Source organism: Lysobacter capsici, from assembly GCF_014779555.2.
In the GTDB taxonomy this organism is placed as follows: Bacteria; Pseudomonadota; Gammaproteobacteria; order Xanthomonadales; family Xanthomonadaceae; genus Lysobacter; species Lysobacter capsici.
Genome location: NZ_CP094357.1, coordinates 2,226,376 through 2,242,850 on the forward strand (window position 1 = coordinate 2,226,376; position 16,475 = coordinate 2,242,850).

General features: G+C 65.7%; 15 protein-coding genes. 6 read left to right on the forward strand and 9 right to left on the reverse strand.

Annotated elements, in window-relative coordinates; all coding sequences use genetic code 11:
* Together IEQ11_RS09295 and IEQ11_RS09300 are read left to right on the forward strand one after the other, a co-directional pair.
* Positions 1-1,041 (forward strand): DUF1684 domain-containing protein, encoded by a 1,041-nt coding sequence (locus IEQ11_RS09295; RefSeq protein WP_191823639.1) that lies wholly within the window; start codon positions 1-3, stop codon positions 1,039-1,041.
* A 64-nt stretch (positions 1,042-1,105) separates the two neighbouring features.
* Entirely contained in the window at positions 1,106-2,185 is a 1,080-nt protein-coding gene (locus IEQ11_RS09300) for a TraB/GumN family protein (RefSeq protein ID WP_191823640.1), read from the forward strand.
* 104 nt (positions 2,186-2,289) lie between these two features.
* Here the strand turns inward: IEQ11_RS09300 and IEQ11_RS09305 are convergent, their stop codons facing one another.
* The 3 genes from IEQ11_RS09305 to metG form a co-directional block, all read right to left on the reverse strand.
* Complete coding sequence (locus IEQ11_RS09305; RefSeq protein ID WP_247024777.1) at positions 2,290-2,685, reverse strand: hypothetical protein; 396 nt, start codon at positions 2,683-2,685, stop codon at positions 2,290-2,292.
* Between the two features lie 293 nt (positions 2,686-2,978).
* Positions 2,979-3,404 carry an Rnf electron transport complex subunit RnfB gene (rnfB, locus tag IEQ11_RS09310; protein ID WP_191822955.1) on the reverse strand — a complete coding sequence of 142 codons (426 nt, stop codon included), beginning with the start codon at positions 3,402-3,404 and terminating at the stop codon, positions 2,979-2,981.
* 109 nt (positions 3,405-3,513) lie between these two features.
* Positions 3,514-5,598 carry a methionine--tRNA ligase gene (gene metG, locus IEQ11_RS09315; RefSeq protein ID WP_191822954.1) on the reverse strand — a complete coding sequence of 695 codons (2,085 nt, stop codon included), beginning with the start codon at positions 5,596-5,598 and terminating at the stop codon, positions 3,514-3,516.
* On the opposite strand from metG, the gene IEQ11_RS09320 reads away from it, so the two are divergent.
* Positions 5,597-5,857, forward strand: coding sequence for a hypothetical protein (locus IEQ11_RS09320; RefSeq protein ID WP_191822953.1), 261 nt, complete (start codon positions 5,597-5,599; stop codon positions 5,855-5,857). The two genes, metG and IEQ11_RS09320, sit on opposite strands and share 2 nt — an antisense overlap.
* A gap of 212 nt (positions 5,858-6,069) precedes the next feature.
* Here IEQ11_RS09320 and IEQ11_RS09325 read toward each other — a convergent pair whose 3' ends face one another.
* Positions 6,070-6,507: a DUF2147 domain-containing protein gene (locus tag IEQ11_RS09325; RefSeq protein ID WP_096414185.1), complete on the reverse strand. Its 438-nt coding sequence runs from the start codon at positions 6,505-6,507 to the stop codon at positions 6,070-6,072.
* Between the two features lie 165 nt (positions 6,508-6,672).
* A complete protein-coding gene (locus IEQ11_RS09330) occupies positions 6,673-9,501 on the reverse strand; it encodes a TonB-dependent receptor plug domain-containing protein (RefSeq protein WP_191823846.1) in 2,829 nt (942 codons plus the stop codon).
* A 554-nt stretch (positions 9,502-10,055) separates the two neighbouring features.
* Between IEQ11_RS09330 and apbC the strand changes: the two genes are divergently transcribed.
* The 3 genes from apbC (at position 10,056) to IEQ11_RS09345 (ending at position 12,558) form a co-directional block, all read left to right on the forward strand.
* On the forward strand, positions 10,056-11,123 hold the full coding sequence (apbC, locus tag IEQ11_RS09335) for an iron-sulfur cluster carrier protein ApbC (RefSeq protein WP_228465056.1): 1,068 nt from the start codon (positions 10,056-10,058) through the stop codon (positions 11,121-11,123).
* Between the two features lie 103 nt (positions 11,124-11,226).
* Positions 11,227-11,799 carry a dCTP deaminase gene (gene dcd / locus IEQ11_RS09340; RefSeq protein WP_036115729.1) on the forward strand — a complete coding sequence of 191 codons (573 nt, stop codon included), beginning with the start codon at positions 11,227-11,229 and terminating at the stop codon, positions 11,797-11,799.
* 237 nt (positions 11,800-12,036) lie between these two features.
* Entirely contained in the window at positions 12,037-12,558 is a 522-nt protein-coding gene (locus IEQ11_RS09345) for an RDD family protein (protein WP_191823847.1), read from the forward strand.
* Between the two features lie 1,047 nt (positions 12,559-13,605).
* Here IEQ11_RS09345 and IEQ11_RS09350 read toward each other — a convergent pair.
* The 4 genes from IEQ11_RS09350 to IEQ11_RS09365 are packed head-to-tail and all read right to left on the reverse strand — an operon-like array spanning position 13,606 to position 16,395.
* A complete protein-coding gene (locus IEQ11_RS09350; RefSeq protein WP_051547949.1) occupies positions 13,606-13,911 on the reverse strand; it encodes a hypothetical protein in 306 nt (101 codons plus the stop codon).
* A 32-nt stretch (positions 13,912-13,943) separates the two neighbouring features.
* On the reverse strand, positions 13,944-14,720 hold the full coding sequence (pcp, locus tag IEQ11_RS09355) for a pyroglutamyl-peptidase I (protein ID WP_191823848.1): 777 nt from the start codon (positions 14,718-14,720) through the stop codon (positions 13,944-13,946).
* On the reverse strand, positions 14,717-15,670 hold the full coding sequence (locus IEQ11_RS09360) for a DUF979 domain-containing protein (protein ID WP_191823849.1): 954 nt from the start codon (positions 15,668-15,670) through the stop codon (positions 14,717-14,719). The genes pcp and IEQ11_RS09360 overlap by 4 nt, the downstream gene beginning before the upstream one ends.
* Entirely contained in the window at positions 15,667-16,395 is a 729-nt protein-coding gene (locus IEQ11_RS09365) for a DUF969 domain-containing protein (protein ID WP_191823850.1), read from the reverse strand. Before IEQ11_RS09365 ends, IEQ11_RS09360 begins: the two co-directional genes overlap by 4 nt.
* Between the last annotated feature and the right edge of the window lie 80 nt (positions 16,396-16,475).

A 16,475-nucleotide genomic window follows, 5' to 3' on the forward strand; every position in this document is an offset into this window, starting at 1 on the left:
ATGGCTGCTGCTTGTGCGTTGTTGCGACTGATCCCCAGGCCGCTGTTGTGCGCGGCCTTGTTGTTGCCGGCGCTGGCCGCCTGCGATTCGCCGCAGCAGCAGGCGCAGGCCAAGCGCGAGGCCGAGCAGGTCGCCGCGGCCAGCGAAACCTTCGCCCGCGACGAACAGCTGTGGCGCGAACACCGCCGCGAGGAACTGCTCAAGCCCGACGGGTGGACCAGCCTGATCGGCCTGCATCCGATCGACGAGGGCTCGCATTATTTCGGCAGCGATCCCGACAACGGCATCCGCGTCGGCGCCGGCCCGGAGCATTTCGGCATGCTGACCCTGACCCGGGGCAAGCTGCGTTTCGTGCCCGAGCGCGGCGCGCAGTTCACCCTCAACGATCAGCCGCTCAAGGGCGCGGCCACGCTGCTGGCCGACGACTACCCGGCCGGGCCGAGCAAGATCGGCTTCGACGACGGCAAGGGCGTGCTGACCGTGATCAAGCGCGGCGACCGGTATCTGCTGCGGGTGCGTCATTCCGAAGCGCCGACCCTGACCGGATTCAAGGGCATCGACTACTGGCCGGCGCAGGAGGACTGGAAGATCAGCGGCAAGTTCGTCGCCCATCCGGCCGGCAAGACCATCGACATCGCCAACATCATCGGCACGATCGAGGCCACGCCCAACCCCGGCGCGATCGAGTTCGAGCGCGACGGCCAGACCTACCGCATCGAAGCGCTGGACCAGGGCGGCGACGAACTGATGCTGGTGTTCGCCGATCGCACCAGCGGCCATACCAGCTACAGCGCCGGGCGTTTCCTCGACGTGGCGCGGCCGAACCTGCAGGGCAAGGTCATCCTGGATTTCAACAAGGCCTACAACCCGCCGTGCGCGTTCACCGCGTACGCGACCTGTCCGCTGCCGCCGCCGGAAAATCGCCTGAACCTGGAAGTGCTGGCCGGCGAGAAGACCTACAAGCCCAGCGCCGCCGCGGCGCCGGGCGGCGATACGCAGCACGGCGCCAAGCCCGAAACCGCCGCCGCGCCCGCGTCGTAACGAATCTTTCTTATCCTCGGGCGTTGTCGCTCGAGTCCACCGAGACACTCTGCCGATGCGGTTCATGAAGTTGTTCGTCCTGCCCTTGTTCGTCGCCAGCGCCCTGAGCGTGTCGCTGACCTCCGCCACCGCGATCGCCGGCGATGAGCAGGCCGCGGTCGCGGCGACCAAGACGCCGCCGGTGCCGCTGCTGTGGAAGGTGTCCGACGCCGACAACGCGGTGTACCTGCTGGGCTCGTTCCATCTGCTGCGCGCCGACGACTACCCGCTGTCGCCCGACATCGATCAGGCCTTCGCCGGTTCCGACAAGCTGATCTTCGAGGTCTCGCCGCAGGAGATGTTCGATCCGGGCGTGCCGCAGCGTTTCATGCAGCGCGCACGCTACGACGACGGCCGCACCCTCAGCCAGGTGCTGCCGGGCGATCTGCGCGAAAAACTCAACCGCGTGCTGGCCAAGAACGGCCGCTCGCTGAGCCAGGTCGACGCGCTCGAGCCGTGGTTCGTCAATCTGTCGCTGGTGCTGGGCGTGTCGCAGTCGATGGGCTTCAGCCCGCAGCTCGGCCTGGACCAATACCTGATGCGGCAGGCGGCCGAAGCCGGCAAGCCGGCGCTGGGCCTGGAGAGCATGGACAGTCAGCTGCAGATCATGGACTCGGGCCCGCTGCCCGAGCAGATCAAGGCGCTGCGCGAATTCCTCGACAAGCCCGAGGACGTGCCGGGCATGCTCGACGACATCCACAGCGCCTGGCGCAATGCCGACATCGCCAAGCTCGACGAAAAAGCGCGCGTGGAGATGAAGGAGAAGACGCCCGAGACCTACCGCATGGTCAATCTCGAGCGCAACGAAGCCTGGATTCCACAGATCCAGAAACTGCTCGACGAATCCAAGAAAGGCGACAGCCTGGTGGTGGTCGGCACCATGCACCTGCTCGGCGACGACGGCCTGATCGAACGTCTGCGCGGCAAGGGTTACAAGATCGAGCGTATCTGCTCGGCCTGCGCGATCGGTACGCCGGATGTGGCGTTGCCGATTGAGGTTCCGACGTCGGAGGGCACGCCCGCGCCGAAGTCCGAAAAGCCGGCTTCCGACAAGCCGGCCTCTGAAAAGCCGGCATCAGGCAAATCCGTTCCGGCCAAGGCATAACCGCCATGATGCAGGTTGCGATGTTGCCGCGATGGCGTGGTCGCGGCTTGCGCCGCTCCTACAGGTAGGCCATGCAACTTTGCTTGACCTTGAAGCCGCGCAGTTCATCCAGCGCTGCGAGGCTTGTAACTCGCGTTAGCAAACGCACACCCGAAGGGCGGCGTGCAGGATGCACGCCGTGCGCCACCGGGACATGGATGTCCCGTGTGGCGCATGCCCGCGGAAGCACCGAGCTTGCGGGCACTTGATTCACAAAAAAGCATTTTTCTTTGGTTACCTTTCTTTTGTTGCTTTAGACAAAAGAAAGTGACCCGCCGCTTCAGCGGCGGAACGCTTTTGATCCTGCTTGCAGCTTTAAAGGCTTCAAAGCTTTGAAGCTCTAGAGCTTTTGAAGCCAGAGGCAAGATCAACAGCTTTCGTCCGCAAGCGGCCGAGTTACTTTCTTTTGTCAAAAGCGACAAAAGAAAGGTAACCAAAGAAAAACGCTTTTTTTGAATCAAGTGCCCGCAAGTGCGGTGCAGACGCGGGCATGCGCCACACGGGACATCCATGTCCCGGTGGCGCACGGCGTGCATCCTGCACGCCGCCCTTCGGGTGTGCTTTTGCTAACGCGAGTTACAGGCCTCGCAGCGCTGGATGAACTGCGCGGCTTCGTGCCCAGGCAAAAGCGGCTTGGCCTACCTGTAGGAGCGGCGCAAGCCGCGACCGCGCCACTACGACAGCAGCGAAACCCACGTCAGGCCCGCAGCATCGCCGGGACCGCGCGAACTTAAATCTCAAACAAAAAACGGTTCTAAACCGAAGCCCCAGCCGACGCAGTCGCCGGCACCAGCACGATGCAATCCACCGGACACGCCGGAACGCACAACTCGCAGCCGGTGCACAGCGGCTCGATCACCGTATGCATGTGCTTGGCCGCGCCGATGATCGCGTCGACCGGACAGGCCTGGATGCACTTGGTGCAGCCGATGCAATCGGCTTCGACGATCAAGGCCACCGGCGCGGGCTTGTGCTCGCCGCGACCGCGGTCGTAGGGCCGCGCCGGCACGCCGAGCAAGCGCGCCAACGCGCGCGCGCCGGCGTCGCCGCCGGGCGGGCAATGATCGACACCGGCCTCGCCCCGCGCCATCGCTTCCGCATACGGACGACAACCCGCGTAGCCGCACTGGCCGCATTGGGTTTGCGGCAGCAGGCGGTCGAGGCGTTCGGTCAGGTCCATGCGGGGTAGGAGTGAGTTCAGAGGAGTGAGGAGTGAGTAAAAGCGAAGGAGCGGCAGTGCGTGCTTGAGCTCTTACTCGTTCCTCACTTTTCTACACTCGTTTCTCGTCTCACCGAACCGGCATGCCCGGCGCGGCACCGTCGTCCGCATCGAGCAGAGCCAGCGCGCCGCCGTCGAAACCGGCCGACAAAATCATGCCTTCGCTCAGGCCGAAGCGCATCTTGCGCGGGGCGAGGTTGGCGATGAAGACGACTTTGCGACCGACCAGTTTTTCCGGCTCGGCGTAGGAACCGCGGATGCCGGAGAAAATCTGGCGCGTGCCCAGGTCGCCGGCATCGAGTTCGAAACGCAGCAGCTTGTCGGAGCCTTCGACGAATTCGCAGGCCAGCACCTTGCCGATGCGCAGGTCGAGCTTGGCGAAGTCGTCGATACCGATCGTCGCCGCGCCAGCGGTTTCGGACTTCGCGGCCTCGGGCTTCACCGCGGCAGCCGGCGCGGCTTTCGCGGTCTCGGTCGCGACTACGGCGGTCGGTGCGGTCGGGGCGAGGGATTCTTTGCTGGCTTCGATCATGGCGTCGATGAGTTTGGTGTCGATACGGGTGAACAGCGGCGTGTAAGCGCCGATGGTGTGGGCGGTCAGCGGCGCGGCGAGATCGCCCCAAAGCGCGACCGGCGCGGCGAGGAAGGCTTCGGCTTCCGAGGCGACCCGCGGCAGCACCGGCTTGAGCGCGGCGGCGAGTACGCGGAACAGATTCAGGCCCTGGGTGCACACGGCCTGCAACTGCGCCTCGGCGCCTTCTTCCTTGGCCAGCACCCACGGTTTGTGTTCGTCGATGTACTTGTTGGCTTCGTCGGCCAGCGCCATGGTCATGCGCACCGCGGCCGCGGCTTCGTTGCGGTCGTAGGCGTCGGCGATCGGGCCGAGCTGGGCGACGAAGCGCTCGTACATCGCCGCGTCCGGCAAGTGCGCGGCGAGCTGGCCGCCGAAGCGCTTCTCGATGAAACCGGCGCAGCGGCTGGCGAGGTTGACGAACTTGCCGACCACGTCGGAATTCACCCGCGCGACGAAGTCGGCGAGGTTTAGGTCGATGTCCTCGACGCCGCCGTTGGTCTTGGTGGCGAAGTAGTAGCGCAGCGCTTCGGGGTCCAGGCCGACGTCGAGGTAGGTGCGGGCCTGGATGAAGGTGCCGCGCGCCTTGGACATTTTTTGTCCATCGACCATCAGGTAACCGTTGACGTGCAGCCTGGTCGGCGCGCGGAAACCGGCGCCGTGCAGCACCGCCGGCCAGAACAGGCCGTGGAAGGTGACGATGTCCTTGCCGATGAAGTGGTGCAGTTCGGCCTGGCTGTCGCGCGCGAGGTAGGACCAGAAATCCAGGCCCTGGCGCTCGGCCAGCGCCTGGAAGCTGCTGAGGTAACCGATCGGCGCATCCAGCCACACGTACAGGAACTTGCCCGGATGGCCGGGAATCTCGAAGCCGAAGTAGGGCGCGTCGCGCGAGATGTCCCAGGCGCGCAGGCCGCCTTCGACATTCAGCCATTCGTGCAGCTTGGCCTTGACGCCCGGGGTGGCGACATCGCCGGCCATCCACTCGCGCAGGAACGCGTCGAAGTGGCCGACTTCGAAGAAGAAGTGCTCCGACTCGCGCAGCTCCGGCGTCGCGCCGCTGACCACCGAACGCGGTTCCTTGAGCTCGGTCGGCGCGTAGGTCGCGCCGCAGTGTTCGCAGTTGTCGCCGTACTGGTCGGGCGTGCCACAGTTCGGGCAGATGCCCTTGACGTAGCGGTCGGGCAGGAACATGCCTTTGACCGGGTCGTACAGCTGCGCGACCGAGCGGCGGCTGATGTGGCCGGCGTTGTCCAGGCGCGCGTAGAAGCCTTCGGTCAGACCGCGGTTGCCGGCCGAGTGGGTCGAGTCGTAGTGATCGAAGGCCACGCCGAACGCGGCGAAGTCGCGCTCGTGGCTGACCTGGATCGCGGCGATGAAGGCTTCCGGGGTGACCCCGGCCTTTTCCGCGGCCAGCATGATCGGCGTGCCGTGGGTGTCGTCGGCGCAGATGTAGTGGACCGTGTTCGCGCTCATGCGCTGCGCGCGGCACCAGATGTCGGCTTGCATGTAGCCGACCAGGTGGCCCAGATGCAGGTGACCGTTGGCGTAGGGCAGGGCGTTGGAGACGACGATTTCGCGAGACATGGGCGGGGTGGCCGTGGGTGGTCGTGAATTATGGCATGGGGCTGCGCGGGGGCTGGCGCAGGGGATGGGGGACTGGGACTTGCTGGGCTTTGTCTTGCTTTGTCTTGCTTTGGTCTTGCTTTGGCTTTTCTTTGGTTTTGCTTTGCTTTGGTTTTGCCTTGCTTTCGCGCTTGCTTTTGCTCGTCATTCCCGCGAACGCGGGCTCTGCTTCACTTCGGCGCAGCCGAACATCCAGGGCCTTTCGTGCGAGAACGTTTGAAGTCGCTGGATTCCCGCGTTCGCGGGAATGACGTTCTGGAGGGAGGACTCTGAAGTCTCTGGATGTCCGGCGTCGCCTAAGTGAAGCGGAGCCCGCCTTCGCGGGAATGACGAATCGAAGATGACGCGCGAGGCCGGTACGTACGGGTGGCTAAAAACAAGAAACCCGGCCAAGGCCGGGTCTCCGTGTAACCACACCGGACCGGCCCAGGCTTATTCGTGGCGCATCCAGGTCTGGGTGCGGCCGATCAGCGAGAAGCCCATGAAGCCGCGCACGTCGAGCTTCTTGCCGCTGTCGGTGGGGGTGACCTTGACCGAATAGACCTTGCCGCTGACCGGATCGAGGATCTGGCCGCCGTCCCAGGTGTCGCCGTCCTTGCGGATGCCCCACAGGATGACCATGCCCTTGACCGGCTTGTTCTTGCGCTCGCCCGAGCACTTGTCGCACAGCGGGTTCGGGCCGCGCTCGGATTGCAGGATTTCGGTGACCCGGCCGGCGAGGCTGCCGTCCTTGGCTTCGTAGATTTCGACCACCGACTTCGGCTTGCCGGTCTTGTCGTCGATCGTGGTCCATGAGCCGACCGGCGTGGACTGGGCGAACGCCGCGGTCGGCAGCGCCAGCAACAGCAATGCAAGCAGTTTGATACGCATGTGTCCCCTCCCAGGGATAAGGCGTGATTCGGACCGCGCCGGCCGGGCCGGGTGGCGGTTGTGATCTTTATACCGCATCCGCCGGGGTATGGAAGTCGCGGCGCGGTGGAGCGCGGGCAAAAAGAAGCCCGGCTTGCGCCGGGCTTCGGGTGCTCGATGAACGGCTCAGTTGAAGTTGTATTCCAACTGCGCCGAGATCTCGCGGCCGATCGGGCTGTAGGCGCGATAGAAGTACGGATACGAGTCGTAGCCGTCGTCGCTCGGATGGAACTTGTTGAACACGTTGTTGACGAACACGGTGACCTTGGCCCGGTCGGTGATCTGCTTGCCGAGGTTCAGGTTCCACTGGAAGTACGGGGCGATGCGGCCGGTTTCCTGCCAGTTCGGCAGGCTGCCGTAGCGGGTCATGAACACGGTGGCGTTCCAGGCGTCCTTCTGCCACGACACCGAGCCGCGCACGCGGCTGCGGAAGTCGAAGTTGCCCGGATCGTCGCGCCAGTCCTTGTCGACCGGATCGGTCGCCAGCAGCTGGCGTTCGCTCTTGAGCGTGTGGGTCCAGCCCAGCTCCATGCGGTAGTCGCCGAAGCGCTGCGTGCTAAAGCGCCAGTTCATCGCCGCGTCCAGGCCGGCCACGTGCAGCAGCGACTGGTTGACCGGGCCGCTGCGGATGTTGGTCACGCGGTCGGTCAGTTCGCCCGGCGCGGCCACGCGGGTGACGCGGCTGGTGATCTCGCGGCAGAACGCCGAATCGGCGGCGAACTGGAACGGCTGGCGGGTACGGGTCAGGCCGGTGCGGCAGCCGCCCTCGTTGTCGAGGATGTAGGTGCTGCTCAGGGTGGTCACCGCGTCGTCGAGCTTGATGTCGTAGTAGTCCACCGACATCGACAGGCCGTCGGTGAGGTCCCAGACCAGGCCCGCGCCCCACGACTCGCCGGTTTCCTCGGTCAATCCCGGCTCGCCCTTGCTGGTGGCGAACATCGAGTAGTTGTAGACCGAGCCCGTGCACGACGCCGCCGTCAGGTTGGCGTTGAGGCAGCGGTAGGTGTCGAGCGGGCTGCTGAAGCTGCCGCTGCCTTCGTTGAACACGAAGTGCATGTCCGGCGCCTTGAAGCTGGTCGAGTAGTTGGCGCGCAGCAGCAGGCTGTCGAGCGGACGCCACTCCAGGCCGGCGCCCCAGGTCTTGGCGTCGTCGACCGCGGTGATGTCGTCGTACTTGTCGAAGCGGCCGGCCAGGCTGGCCTTCAACGACGGCAGGATGGGAATGCTGAACTCCAGGCCCGCGGCGTAGCGGTCGCGATCGCCGCCGCCGTTGGTGCCGGTCAGGCCGTAGGCCTCCATCACCGTGGGCAGGATGGCCGGCGGCGATTCCAGGTCGTAGCCCTGCGAGGTCAAGTCCAGCACTGCGGCGAAGCCGAGCGGGCCGGCCGGCAGGTCGAACAGTTCGCCCGACAGGGTCGCGCTGCCCTGGTTGACCCAGGACTTGGACTGGTACTTGAGGATGGTCGACATCGACTGGTACTGCGCCGGCGTCAGCGGCGTGTACAGGCGATCGAGGTTGATCCTGTAGCGCGGCGTGCCGGTGGTGTTCAGACGCGGGCCGAAGAACCAGTCGGTGACCTTCGAGCCGTCCAGGCGCGGACGGGTGCGGTCGGCGCGGTATTCGGCGCGGCCGACGGTCACGTCCCAGTCGAAGCGGTCGCCGATGGTGCCGCGCAGGCCGAAGGCGACGTCGAGCGACTTCTCGGTGAAGCGCTGGTACATCGCATCCAGGCCGCCGACTTCCGCCGGGGTGAAGATGCGCTGCATGTTCATGTTGGCGTTGAGGCCGGTGTCGAACCAGGTGGTGACCCGGCCGGTGCCGTCGATGTGCGGGCCGCTGATCGCCTCGGTGCCGCCGGACAGCTTGGACTTGGAGTAGAAGCCCTGCAGGCTGGTCCAGGCCTCGATGCCGTTGGCGAAATCGTAGGTGGCGTACAGATAACCCGACCAGTCGCTGTTGCCGTTGGCGATGGTCTGGTAGCCCACGTCCTTCCACGAGCCGCAGCCCTGGCCGAGGTTGACCACGGCGCGCGTGCCGGCGGAGACCGAACGGAAGTTGAAGGGCACCAGCTCGCCGCCGAAGCGGTCGCAGGCGCCCGGCGGCGGCGCGATGTAGGAGTTGGCCGCGCCGCCCGGACGATTCAGGCGGATCGAGGCGCTGGGCTGGTTGACGCCCAGCTCGGGCACCGGACGCGGGTTGTCGTCGGTGGAATCCATGAAGTCGCGCTGGAACGCGAACACCGGTTCGTCGGCGAAGTATTCCAATGCATAGGTCACGCTCCAGTTGTCGCCGGAACGGCCGCCCACCCACTGCAGGTTGCCGAAGTCGCCGCCGCCGGTGGTCGAGGTGCCGCCGCGCAGGGTGACCTTGTCGCCGCTGAAGTTGGTCTTGAGCACCACGTTGATCACGCCGGCGACCGCGTCGGAGCCGTAGATCGCCGAGGCGCCGCCGGACAGGATCTCGATCCGGTCGACCGCGGCCGATGGGATGTTGCCGAAATTCTGGAAGTTGCTCTGGCCGTTGTACGGGAACGGGTAGTCGGCGGCGCGGCGGCCGTTGATCAGCAGCAGGGTGCGGCCCGGGCCGAGCCCGCGCAGGTTGACCGGGCTGCCGTTCGGGGTGAAGCCGCCGGCCGAGTTGAGTTCGTTCTGGGTCACGCCGCCGTTCTGGGTCAGGGTGGTCAGCGCATCGAACACGGTGACGAAGCCTTCGCGCTGGATCTGCGCCGAGCTGATCACGGTGACCGGCGAGGGCCCTTCGATCTGGGTGCGCTTGATGCGCGAGCCGGTAACCACCACGCCGCCGATGTCGGTGGTCTTCTTGTTGCTGGTGGACAGCTCGTCGACCGAAGCCGGCGTCTGGGCGAACGCCGCCCCCGCGGCGCTTACGAAAATCGCGGCGACAAGCGCCCGCGACAGCCTGCTCGGGCGCAGGCCGCTGTGATGGTGTGGCATCGGTTTGAATCCCCTGGAAGCGTCGAAACGTGCGTGGCTGGTTTCAGCCTGTTTGCCGATCCTGGCGGTTGATCATTCCTTTCGAGCTGGAACTTAACATGCAGTTAACCGAAATGTCATCCAAATCCAATCTGTTCGTGTGTCGGTCTTGTCAACCGACTGTAGGTGATTGATTTTTATTGTTTAAATTTCGAATTTCAGGTCGATTTGCGTGTTTTTATCGTCTAATAGACCTGTTAAGCATGTCGTTCTGCGCCGTAAATACGTCGTTTGGTCGGAAAATTTGCCAATTTCAGATTGTATTTTGTTCGGAGCCAGAGGCCCGACTCGAGCGGCTCGCGCCCGCGACGGATCGCGGGCGCGCCGCCGGGTCCGGATCGGCGATCGCGCCGCGCGCGGACCGCGCCGGACTGCGTCGGCCGGGCGGGTCGCCAAGCCGACGCGGGACGCGCGAACCGGCAGGCTTTACCATGTGGTCCGGCCGCCCCGCGGCGCGTTTCCCCTATCAGAGCTTCCATGCGCAACCACACCCCGCGCCCGGCCGGATCGCCGGCATGAGCGACAGTCTGCAAGCCGCGATCGCGGCGATTTTTCTTCCCGATACCGAACTGAGCCTGGCCGACAGCGAGGCGCGCGTGCGCGCTGGCGCGGCCGAGGGCCGGGTCGCGGTGTCGATCACCGCCGGCTACGCGCTCGAAGGCATGCGCGCCGCGCTCGAAGCGGCGATCGGCGCGGTGCTGGCGCCGCAGGGCCTGAGCCTGGCCAGCCTGGAACTGATTTCCCGCATCGTCTCGCACGCGGTGCAGGCGAAGCTGTCGCCGCTGCCGAACGTGCGCAACCTGATCGCGATCGGCTCGGGCAAGGGCGGCGTCGGTAAATCCACCACCGCGGTCAATCTGGCCTTGGCGCTGGCCGCCGACGGCGCCCGCGTCGGCGTGCTCGATGCCGACATCTACGGCCCCAGCGTGCCGATGATGCTCGGCCTGCACGGCCGCCCCGACAGCCCCGATGGCAAGAGCATAGAGCCGCTGCGCGCGCACGGCATCGAGGCGATGTCGATCGGCCCGCTGGTCGAGCAGGACACGCCGATGATCTGGCGCGGCCCGATGGCGACCTCGGCGCTGACCACCTTGCTCAATGACACCCAATGGAGCGAGCTGGACTACCTGATCGTCGACTTGCCGCCGGGCACCGGCGACATCCAGCTGACCTTGTCGCAGAAGATCCCGGTCGCCGGCGCGGTGATCGTGACCACGCCGCAGGACGTGGCCACCCTGGACGCGCGCAAGGCGCTGCGGATGTTCGAAAAGGTCGAGGTGCCGGTGCTGGGCCTGATCGAAAACATGGCGGTGCACGTGTGTTCGAACTGCGGCCACGCCGAGCATCTGTTCGGCGAAGGCGGCGGCGCGCGCATGGCCGCGCAGTACGGCGTGCCGCTGCTCGGCAGCCTGCCGCTGCAGATCGCGATCCGCGAGCAGGGCGACGCCGGCGTGCCGGTGGTCGTCGCCCAGCCCGATTCGGCCGCGGCCCGCGCCTACCGCGGCGCGGCGCGGCGGCTGGCCGTGCAGCTGGCGCGGCGGCCGCGGGTCAGCCCGTCGATCTCGGCGTCGTTGCTGGGCTGAGTCGTCGGGTGGAAATCAGCCGATAGAACAACCGGGTAGAAGCGGGTCGCCGCATCCACCTCTTACAATGCGCGGCTACGGCCGCCTACCACTGGAACACCGCATGAGCATCAAGTCCGACCGTTGGATCCGCCGCATGTCCGAGCAACCCGGCGGCATGATCGAGCCGTTCGAAGCCGGCCAGGTCAAGCACGCCGCCGACGGCCAGCGCATCGTCAGCTACGGCACCTCCAGCTACGGCTACGACGTGCGCTGCTCGCGCGAGTTCAAGGTGTTCACCAACATCAACTCGACCATCGTCGACCCGAAGCATTTCGATCCGGGCAGCTTCGTCGACATCGAGAACGACGTGTGCATCATCCCGCCGAACTCGTTCGCGCTGGCGCGCACGGTCGAGTACTTCCGCATCCCGCGCGACGTGCTGGTGGTCTGCCTGGGCAAGAGCACCTACGCGCGCTGCGGCATCATCGTCAACGTGACCCCGCTGGAACCGGAGTGGGAAGGCCACGTGACCCTGGAATTCAGCAACACCACGCCGTTGCCGGCGCGCATCTACGCCAACGAAGGCGTGGCGCAGATGCTGTTCTTCCAGTCCGACGAAGTCTGCGAGACCTCCTACAAGGACCGCGGCGGCAAGTACCAGGGCCAGACCGGCGTGACCCTGCCGCGGACCTGATCGCGGCGCCGGGCCGGTCGGCGACGACGCGGCCGGCACGGCGGCGCGCGGCGTGGCGCCGGGCGATTCGACCCGTGCCACGGCGGTGATCGCGCGTTCGCGGACGAGCGGGCGCCTGCGCGTGCGCAGCGGTGTGCGGCTGGCACGTCCGGCCTGATATCGTCTCGCGGCAACTCTTCTCAACGGTGCGTCGCGGCGGGGAGCCGCGAGCGTCGCCCTTTCGCGTACGGAGCAGGCATGGACCCGCAGCAGAACCCTTATCAGACGCCGCAATCGGCCTTGAACGAATTTCAGTACAGCGGCGGCGGCGACGAGCCGGCCGACCGCGGCATCCGCCTGGTCGCCTCGCTGATCGACGCGGCGATCATGTTCGCGGTGATGGTGCCGATCATGCTGGTCGGCGGTTACATCGACCAGGTGATACAGGCCTACCAGACGGGCGAGAGCACCTTGGGCCTGCAGTTCATGTGGGGCTTGATCGGGATCATCGTGTCGTTCCTGATCCAGGCGTATCCGCTCAACGCGACCGGGCAGACCTGGGGCAAGAAGGTCATGCGGATCAAGATCGTCGACATGGACGGTCTGCAGCCGAGTCTGGCCGAGTTGCTGGGCAAGCGTTATGGGTTCGCGCAGGGGATCGGGTTGATTCCTTGTCTGGGCGCGGTGGTGCAGTTGGTCGATGTGCTGATGATCTTTCGCGACGATCGGCGTTGTTTGCACGATCATGTTGCGGGCACCAAGGTGGTGGTGGCGCGCTGATCGGGTGGTTTGGTTTGGTTGTTGGATTTGGTTGTTGGATGAGGACGCGTCGGTGCTGAGCATCGGCGCGTTTTCTTTTTTGGGGCGATGAGACAATGCGATAAGGCGATAACGCAATTGCGCAATGGTGCAATTGCGCCGTGGCACATCGCGGAGCGATGACCGTGCTGAGCGGCCGGAGTGCTTTACCTGGTTCCATCGGACAAACGCGCGGCTTTTGCTGTTCCCCCCTTTGGAAAAGGGGGTAGGGGGATTCGCTTTTACCCGACCCCATGTTCCGCGGCGCAGCCGTAGGTTTTGAAGCTCCTAAAGCTCCTAAAGCTCCTAAAGCTCCTAAAGCTCCTGAAGCTCCTGAAGCTCCTGAAGCTCCTGAAGCTCCTGAAGCTCTTAAAGCCTGAAGCAGGATCAAAAGCTTCCGCCGCTGAAGCGGCGGGTCACTTTCTTTTGTCTAAAGCAACAAAAGAAAGGTAACCAAAGAAAAATGCTTTTTTGTGAATCAAGAGCCCGCGCGATCGGTGCAGACGCAGGCATGCGCCACACGGGACATCCATGTCCCGGTGACGCACGGCGTGCATCCTGCACGCCGCCCTTCGGGTGTGCTTTTGCTAACGCGAGTCAGTGGCTTCGCAGCGCTGGATGGACTGCGCGGCTTCAAGCTCAAGCAGCCTGGGCCTACCTGTAGGAGCGGCGTAAGCCGCGACCGCGTCATTGCGACAACCTCGAAACCTTCATCGCAACTGCATTCCCGCGGTCGCGGCTCGCGCCGCTCCTACAGGGTTACGGCGAACCATGCGTATACGGACGTGCTGTTGCTAACGCGAGCTGCAAGCCTCGCAGCGCTGGATGTGACGAATGGAATGCGGCACAAGACCGCGCGGCTGGGTTTTTTGCTGTTCCCCTTGGAAAAGGGGCGAGATTCACTTACGCGACAAAACGTCCCGTGGCGTAGTCATGAGCCCAAGCGGCCTTTGCTGTTCCCCCCTTTGGAAAAGGGGAGGGCAGGGGGATTCGCTTTTACGCGACCCATCAACTTGCAGCGCGGCCGCCTCAACGTCCCTGCGGCTTCTGATACGTCACGAAGAATCCCTGCAGATCGCCGTTTTCGATATACGGCGCCACGCTGAGCACGTCATAGCCCCGTGTGGTGAACGCTTGATGCGCGCGGCTGAGTGCGTTGGCCGCGCCCTGGTTGCGGAAGCCCCAGCTGGCGTCGACCCACACAGTGACCGCGCGCAGGCGCTGGGTCACGGCTTCGTCGGCGACTTTGTCGGGGTTCTTGTCGAACAGGCCGGCGTGGGCGGGCGCGGTGACGGCGGCGGCGGTGAGCAGGGCGGCGAGCAGCAGGCGGTGCATGGGGGGCTCCGGGATTGGGCGAAAACGAGGTGTCAGTGTTCGGCGCCGGCGGCGATGCGGCGGTCGGTGTGGGTGGTCAGCGCGGCTTCCAGCGCCACGCGCAAGCCTTGCGCGACCGTTTCGATCGCCAGGCTCGCCACGCCGGGATGGCGCGCGGCCTGCGCCGGCGAATACGGGATATGCACGAAGCCGCCGCGCACGCCGACGGTGTCGTCGCGTTCGTGCAGCCGATGCATCAGGCCGTAGAAAACGTGATTGCACACATAGGTGCCGGCGGTCTGCGAAATCTCCGCGGGGATGCCGGCCGCGCGTACCGCGGCGAGCATGGCCTTGATCGGCAGGTCGCTGAAATAGGCGGCCGGGCCGTCGGCGGCGATCGCGCGGTCGATCGGTTGCGCGCCGAGGTTGTCGGGAATGCGCGCGTCGTCGACGTTGATCGCGATGCGCTCGATCGACAACTGGGCACGGCCGCCGGCCTGGCCGACGCACAGCACCAAGGCGGGACGCAGCGCGCTGATGGCGTCGTCGAGTTCGCGCAAGGACTGATCGAAGGTCACCGACAGGCAGCGCGTGGCGATGCGATGGCCGGCGATGATTTCGCCGTCCAGCAGGCGCACCGCGTCCCAGCTGGGGTTGCCCGACTCGCCGCCGAACGGCGCGAAGCCGGTCAGCAACACCGTGCGCGGCGCGTCGCGTCGGCGCGTCGATTCGGTCGCGCTCGAAGTCGGTTTCGAGGCCGATTTCGTCGTTTTCTTGGTCGCGGCGCGCTTGCGCGTTGCCGCGGATCCGGCAGCGGTCGGCTTGTTCATCGCAGTGCGATCCAGTACATCAGCGCGACATTGCAGGCCAGCAATACCAGCCCGGTCGGCCATTGCGCGCGGATCACGCCGTAGGGGTCCTTCAACTCCAGCAAGGCCGCCGGCACCAGGTTGAAATTCGCCGCCATCGGCGTCATCAGCGAGCCGCAATAGCCCGAGAGCATGCCGATCGCGGCCAGCGGCGCGGCATCGGCGCCGTGGTGCTGGACCAGCAACGGCAGCGCGATGCCGCCGGTCATCACCGGGAACGCGGCGAAGGCGTTGCCCATGATCGCCGCGAACAAGGCCATGCCCAGCGCGTAGGCCATGACCACGACGAAGGCGTTGTCGACCGGAATCACCGCGCGCACCACGCCGGCCACGGCTTGGCCGACACCGCCGGCTTCGAACACGCTACCGAGCGCGGCGAGCAGCAGCGGCAGCAACGCGGCCCAGCCGATCGAATCGACCAGACGGCGCGATTGCTCGACCCCGCTCCACGGCGTCTGCCGGGTCAGCCGGCATGCGGCGACCAAGGCGACGATGCAGGCGATGGTCAGCGCGATCAGGGTGATGTTCTTGGTTTCCAGCAACGGCTGCTCGCCGATCGATACATATTTCAATCCCAGCGCGCCGATCAGGGTCACCGCCGGGATCAGCAGCGCGGGCCAGAACAAGCGATTGCCGAGCCGCAGCGATTCGGCCTGTTTCTCCTCGCCGGTGGTTTCGGCGTAGCGGCCCTTGCCGAGCCCGCCGAAACCGGCGAGCACCGCGAGCACCACCACGCAGCCGCCGACGACTTTGTTCGGCAGGTGTTCGGCGGCGAACATCAGTAGCGCGATCAAGCCCCAGAACAGCGCGGTGGTGTAGCGGCGCGGGTTGGCGGCATCGCGCAGGCCACGCCAGGCGAGCGCGGCGAAGTACGCGCCCATCAGCCAATAGACGAAGGTCAGGGTGATCATGGCGACGGCGGTTCCGCGTTCGCGTCGGCCGGTTCGGTTTGCGCGTGTCCGGCGGCCTGGTGATCGCGCGCCAGCTTTCGTTCGAACCGCAGGATGCGCACGGCGTGGATGACGAACGCACAGATCGCGGTCGGAATGCCCCACAAGGCGATATGCCATGGATCGAGCGCGATCCCGTGCTCGGTGAAGAAGCTCTGGATCAACAGCACCGCGCCGAAGGCGATGAAGATGTCTTCGCCGAAGAACAGGCCGACGTTATCGGTGCCGGCGGCCATCGCGCGGATGCGCTGGCGTTCGTCGTCGTCGAGTTCGCCATGAGTGGTCTGCGCCGCGCCCTCGGCCATCGGCGCGAGCAGCGGACGCACGGTCTGCGGATGGCCGCCCAGGCTGGTCAGGCCGACCGCCGAAGCGAGCTGGCGCATCAGCAGATAGGCGATCAGCAGCCGGCCCATGGTCGCGCCGCGCAATCGCGCGATCCAGTGCTGCGCGTGCTCCTTCAGGCCGTGGCGTTCGAGCAGGCCGATCACCGGCAGGGTCAGCAGGAACAGCAGCAGGAAACGTTTTTCGGTATAGGCCTTGCCGAGCACTTCCAGCACATCCAGCGGCGACAGTTGCGCGGCCAGTCCGGTGATGAAGCCGGCCACGACCACCACCAGCGCCGGATTGAGCCGCAGCGCGAAACCGAGCACGACCGCCGCGACGCCGATCAATGGCCAATAGTTCATATCGCCTCCTCGAAGAAACGTGGCGGGGTCGTGGGTGTCATGTGCGGGACTTCATGCGGTTCAAATTCCGCCGCGCAGGC

What these genes read in the sequence shown, in the direction of transcription:
- IEQ11_RS09360 (WP_191823849.1), bottom strand. Translation starts at nt 15,670, where the DNA reads ATGATCACCCTGACCTTCGTCTATTGGCTGATGGGCGCGTACTTCGCC.
- rnfB (WP_191822955.1), bottom strand. Translation starts at nt 3,404, where the DNA reads ATGGACCTGACCGAACGCCTCGACCGCCTGCTGCCGCAAACCCAATGC.
- IEQ11_RS09320 (WP_191822953.1), top strand. Translation starts at nt 5,597, where the DNA reads ATGGGCGGGGTGGCCGTGGGTGGTCGTGAATTATGGCATGGGGCTGCG.
- IEQ11_RS09330 (WP_191823846.1), bottom strand. Translation starts at nt 9,501, where the DNA reads ATGCCACACCATCACAGCGGCCTGCGCCCGAGCAGGCTGTCGCGGGCG.
- IEQ11_RS09350 (WP_051547949.1), bottom strand. Translation starts at nt 13,911, where the DNA reads ATGCACCGCCTGCTGCTCGCCGCCCTGCTCACCGCCGCCGCCGTCACC.
- pcp (WP_191823848.1), bottom strand. Translation starts at nt 14,720, where the DNA reads ATGAACAAGCCGACCGCTGCCGGATCCGCGGCAACGCGCAAGCGCGCC.
- IEQ11_RS09300 (WP_191823640.1), top strand. Translation starts at nt 1,106, where the DNA reads ATGAAGTTGTTCGTCCTGCCCTTGTTCGTCGCCAGCGCCCTGAGCGTG.
- IEQ11_RS09325 (WP_096414185.1), bottom strand. Translation starts at nt 6,507, where the DNA reads ATGCGTATCAAACTGCTTGCATTGCTGTTGCTGGCGCTGCCGACCGCG.
- IEQ11_RS09295 (WP_191823639.1), top strand. Translation starts at nt 1, where the DNA reads ATGGCTGCTGCTTGTGCGTTGTTGCGACTGATCCCCAGGCCGCTGTTG.
- IEQ11_RS09365 (WP_191823850.1), bottom strand. Translation starts at nt 16,395, where the DNA reads ATGAACTATTGGCCATTGATCGGCGTCGCGGCGGTCGTGCTCGGTTTC.
- apbC (WP_228465056.1), top strand. Translation starts at nt 10,056, where the DNA reads ATGAGCGACAGTCTGCAAGCCGCGATCGCGGCGATTTTTCTTCCCGAT.
- metG (WP_191822954.1), bottom strand. Translation starts at nt 5,598, where the DNA reads ATGTCTCGCGAAATCGTCGTCTCCAACGCCCTGCCCTACGCCAACGGT.
- dcd (WP_036115729.1), top strand. Translation starts at nt 11,227, where the DNA reads ATGAGCATCAAGTCCGACCGTTGGATCCGCCGCATGTCCGAGCAACCC.
- IEQ11_RS09345 (WP_191823847.1), top strand. Translation starts at nt 12,037, where the DNA reads ATGGACCCGCAGCAGAACCCTTATCAGACGCCGCAATCGGCCTTGAAC.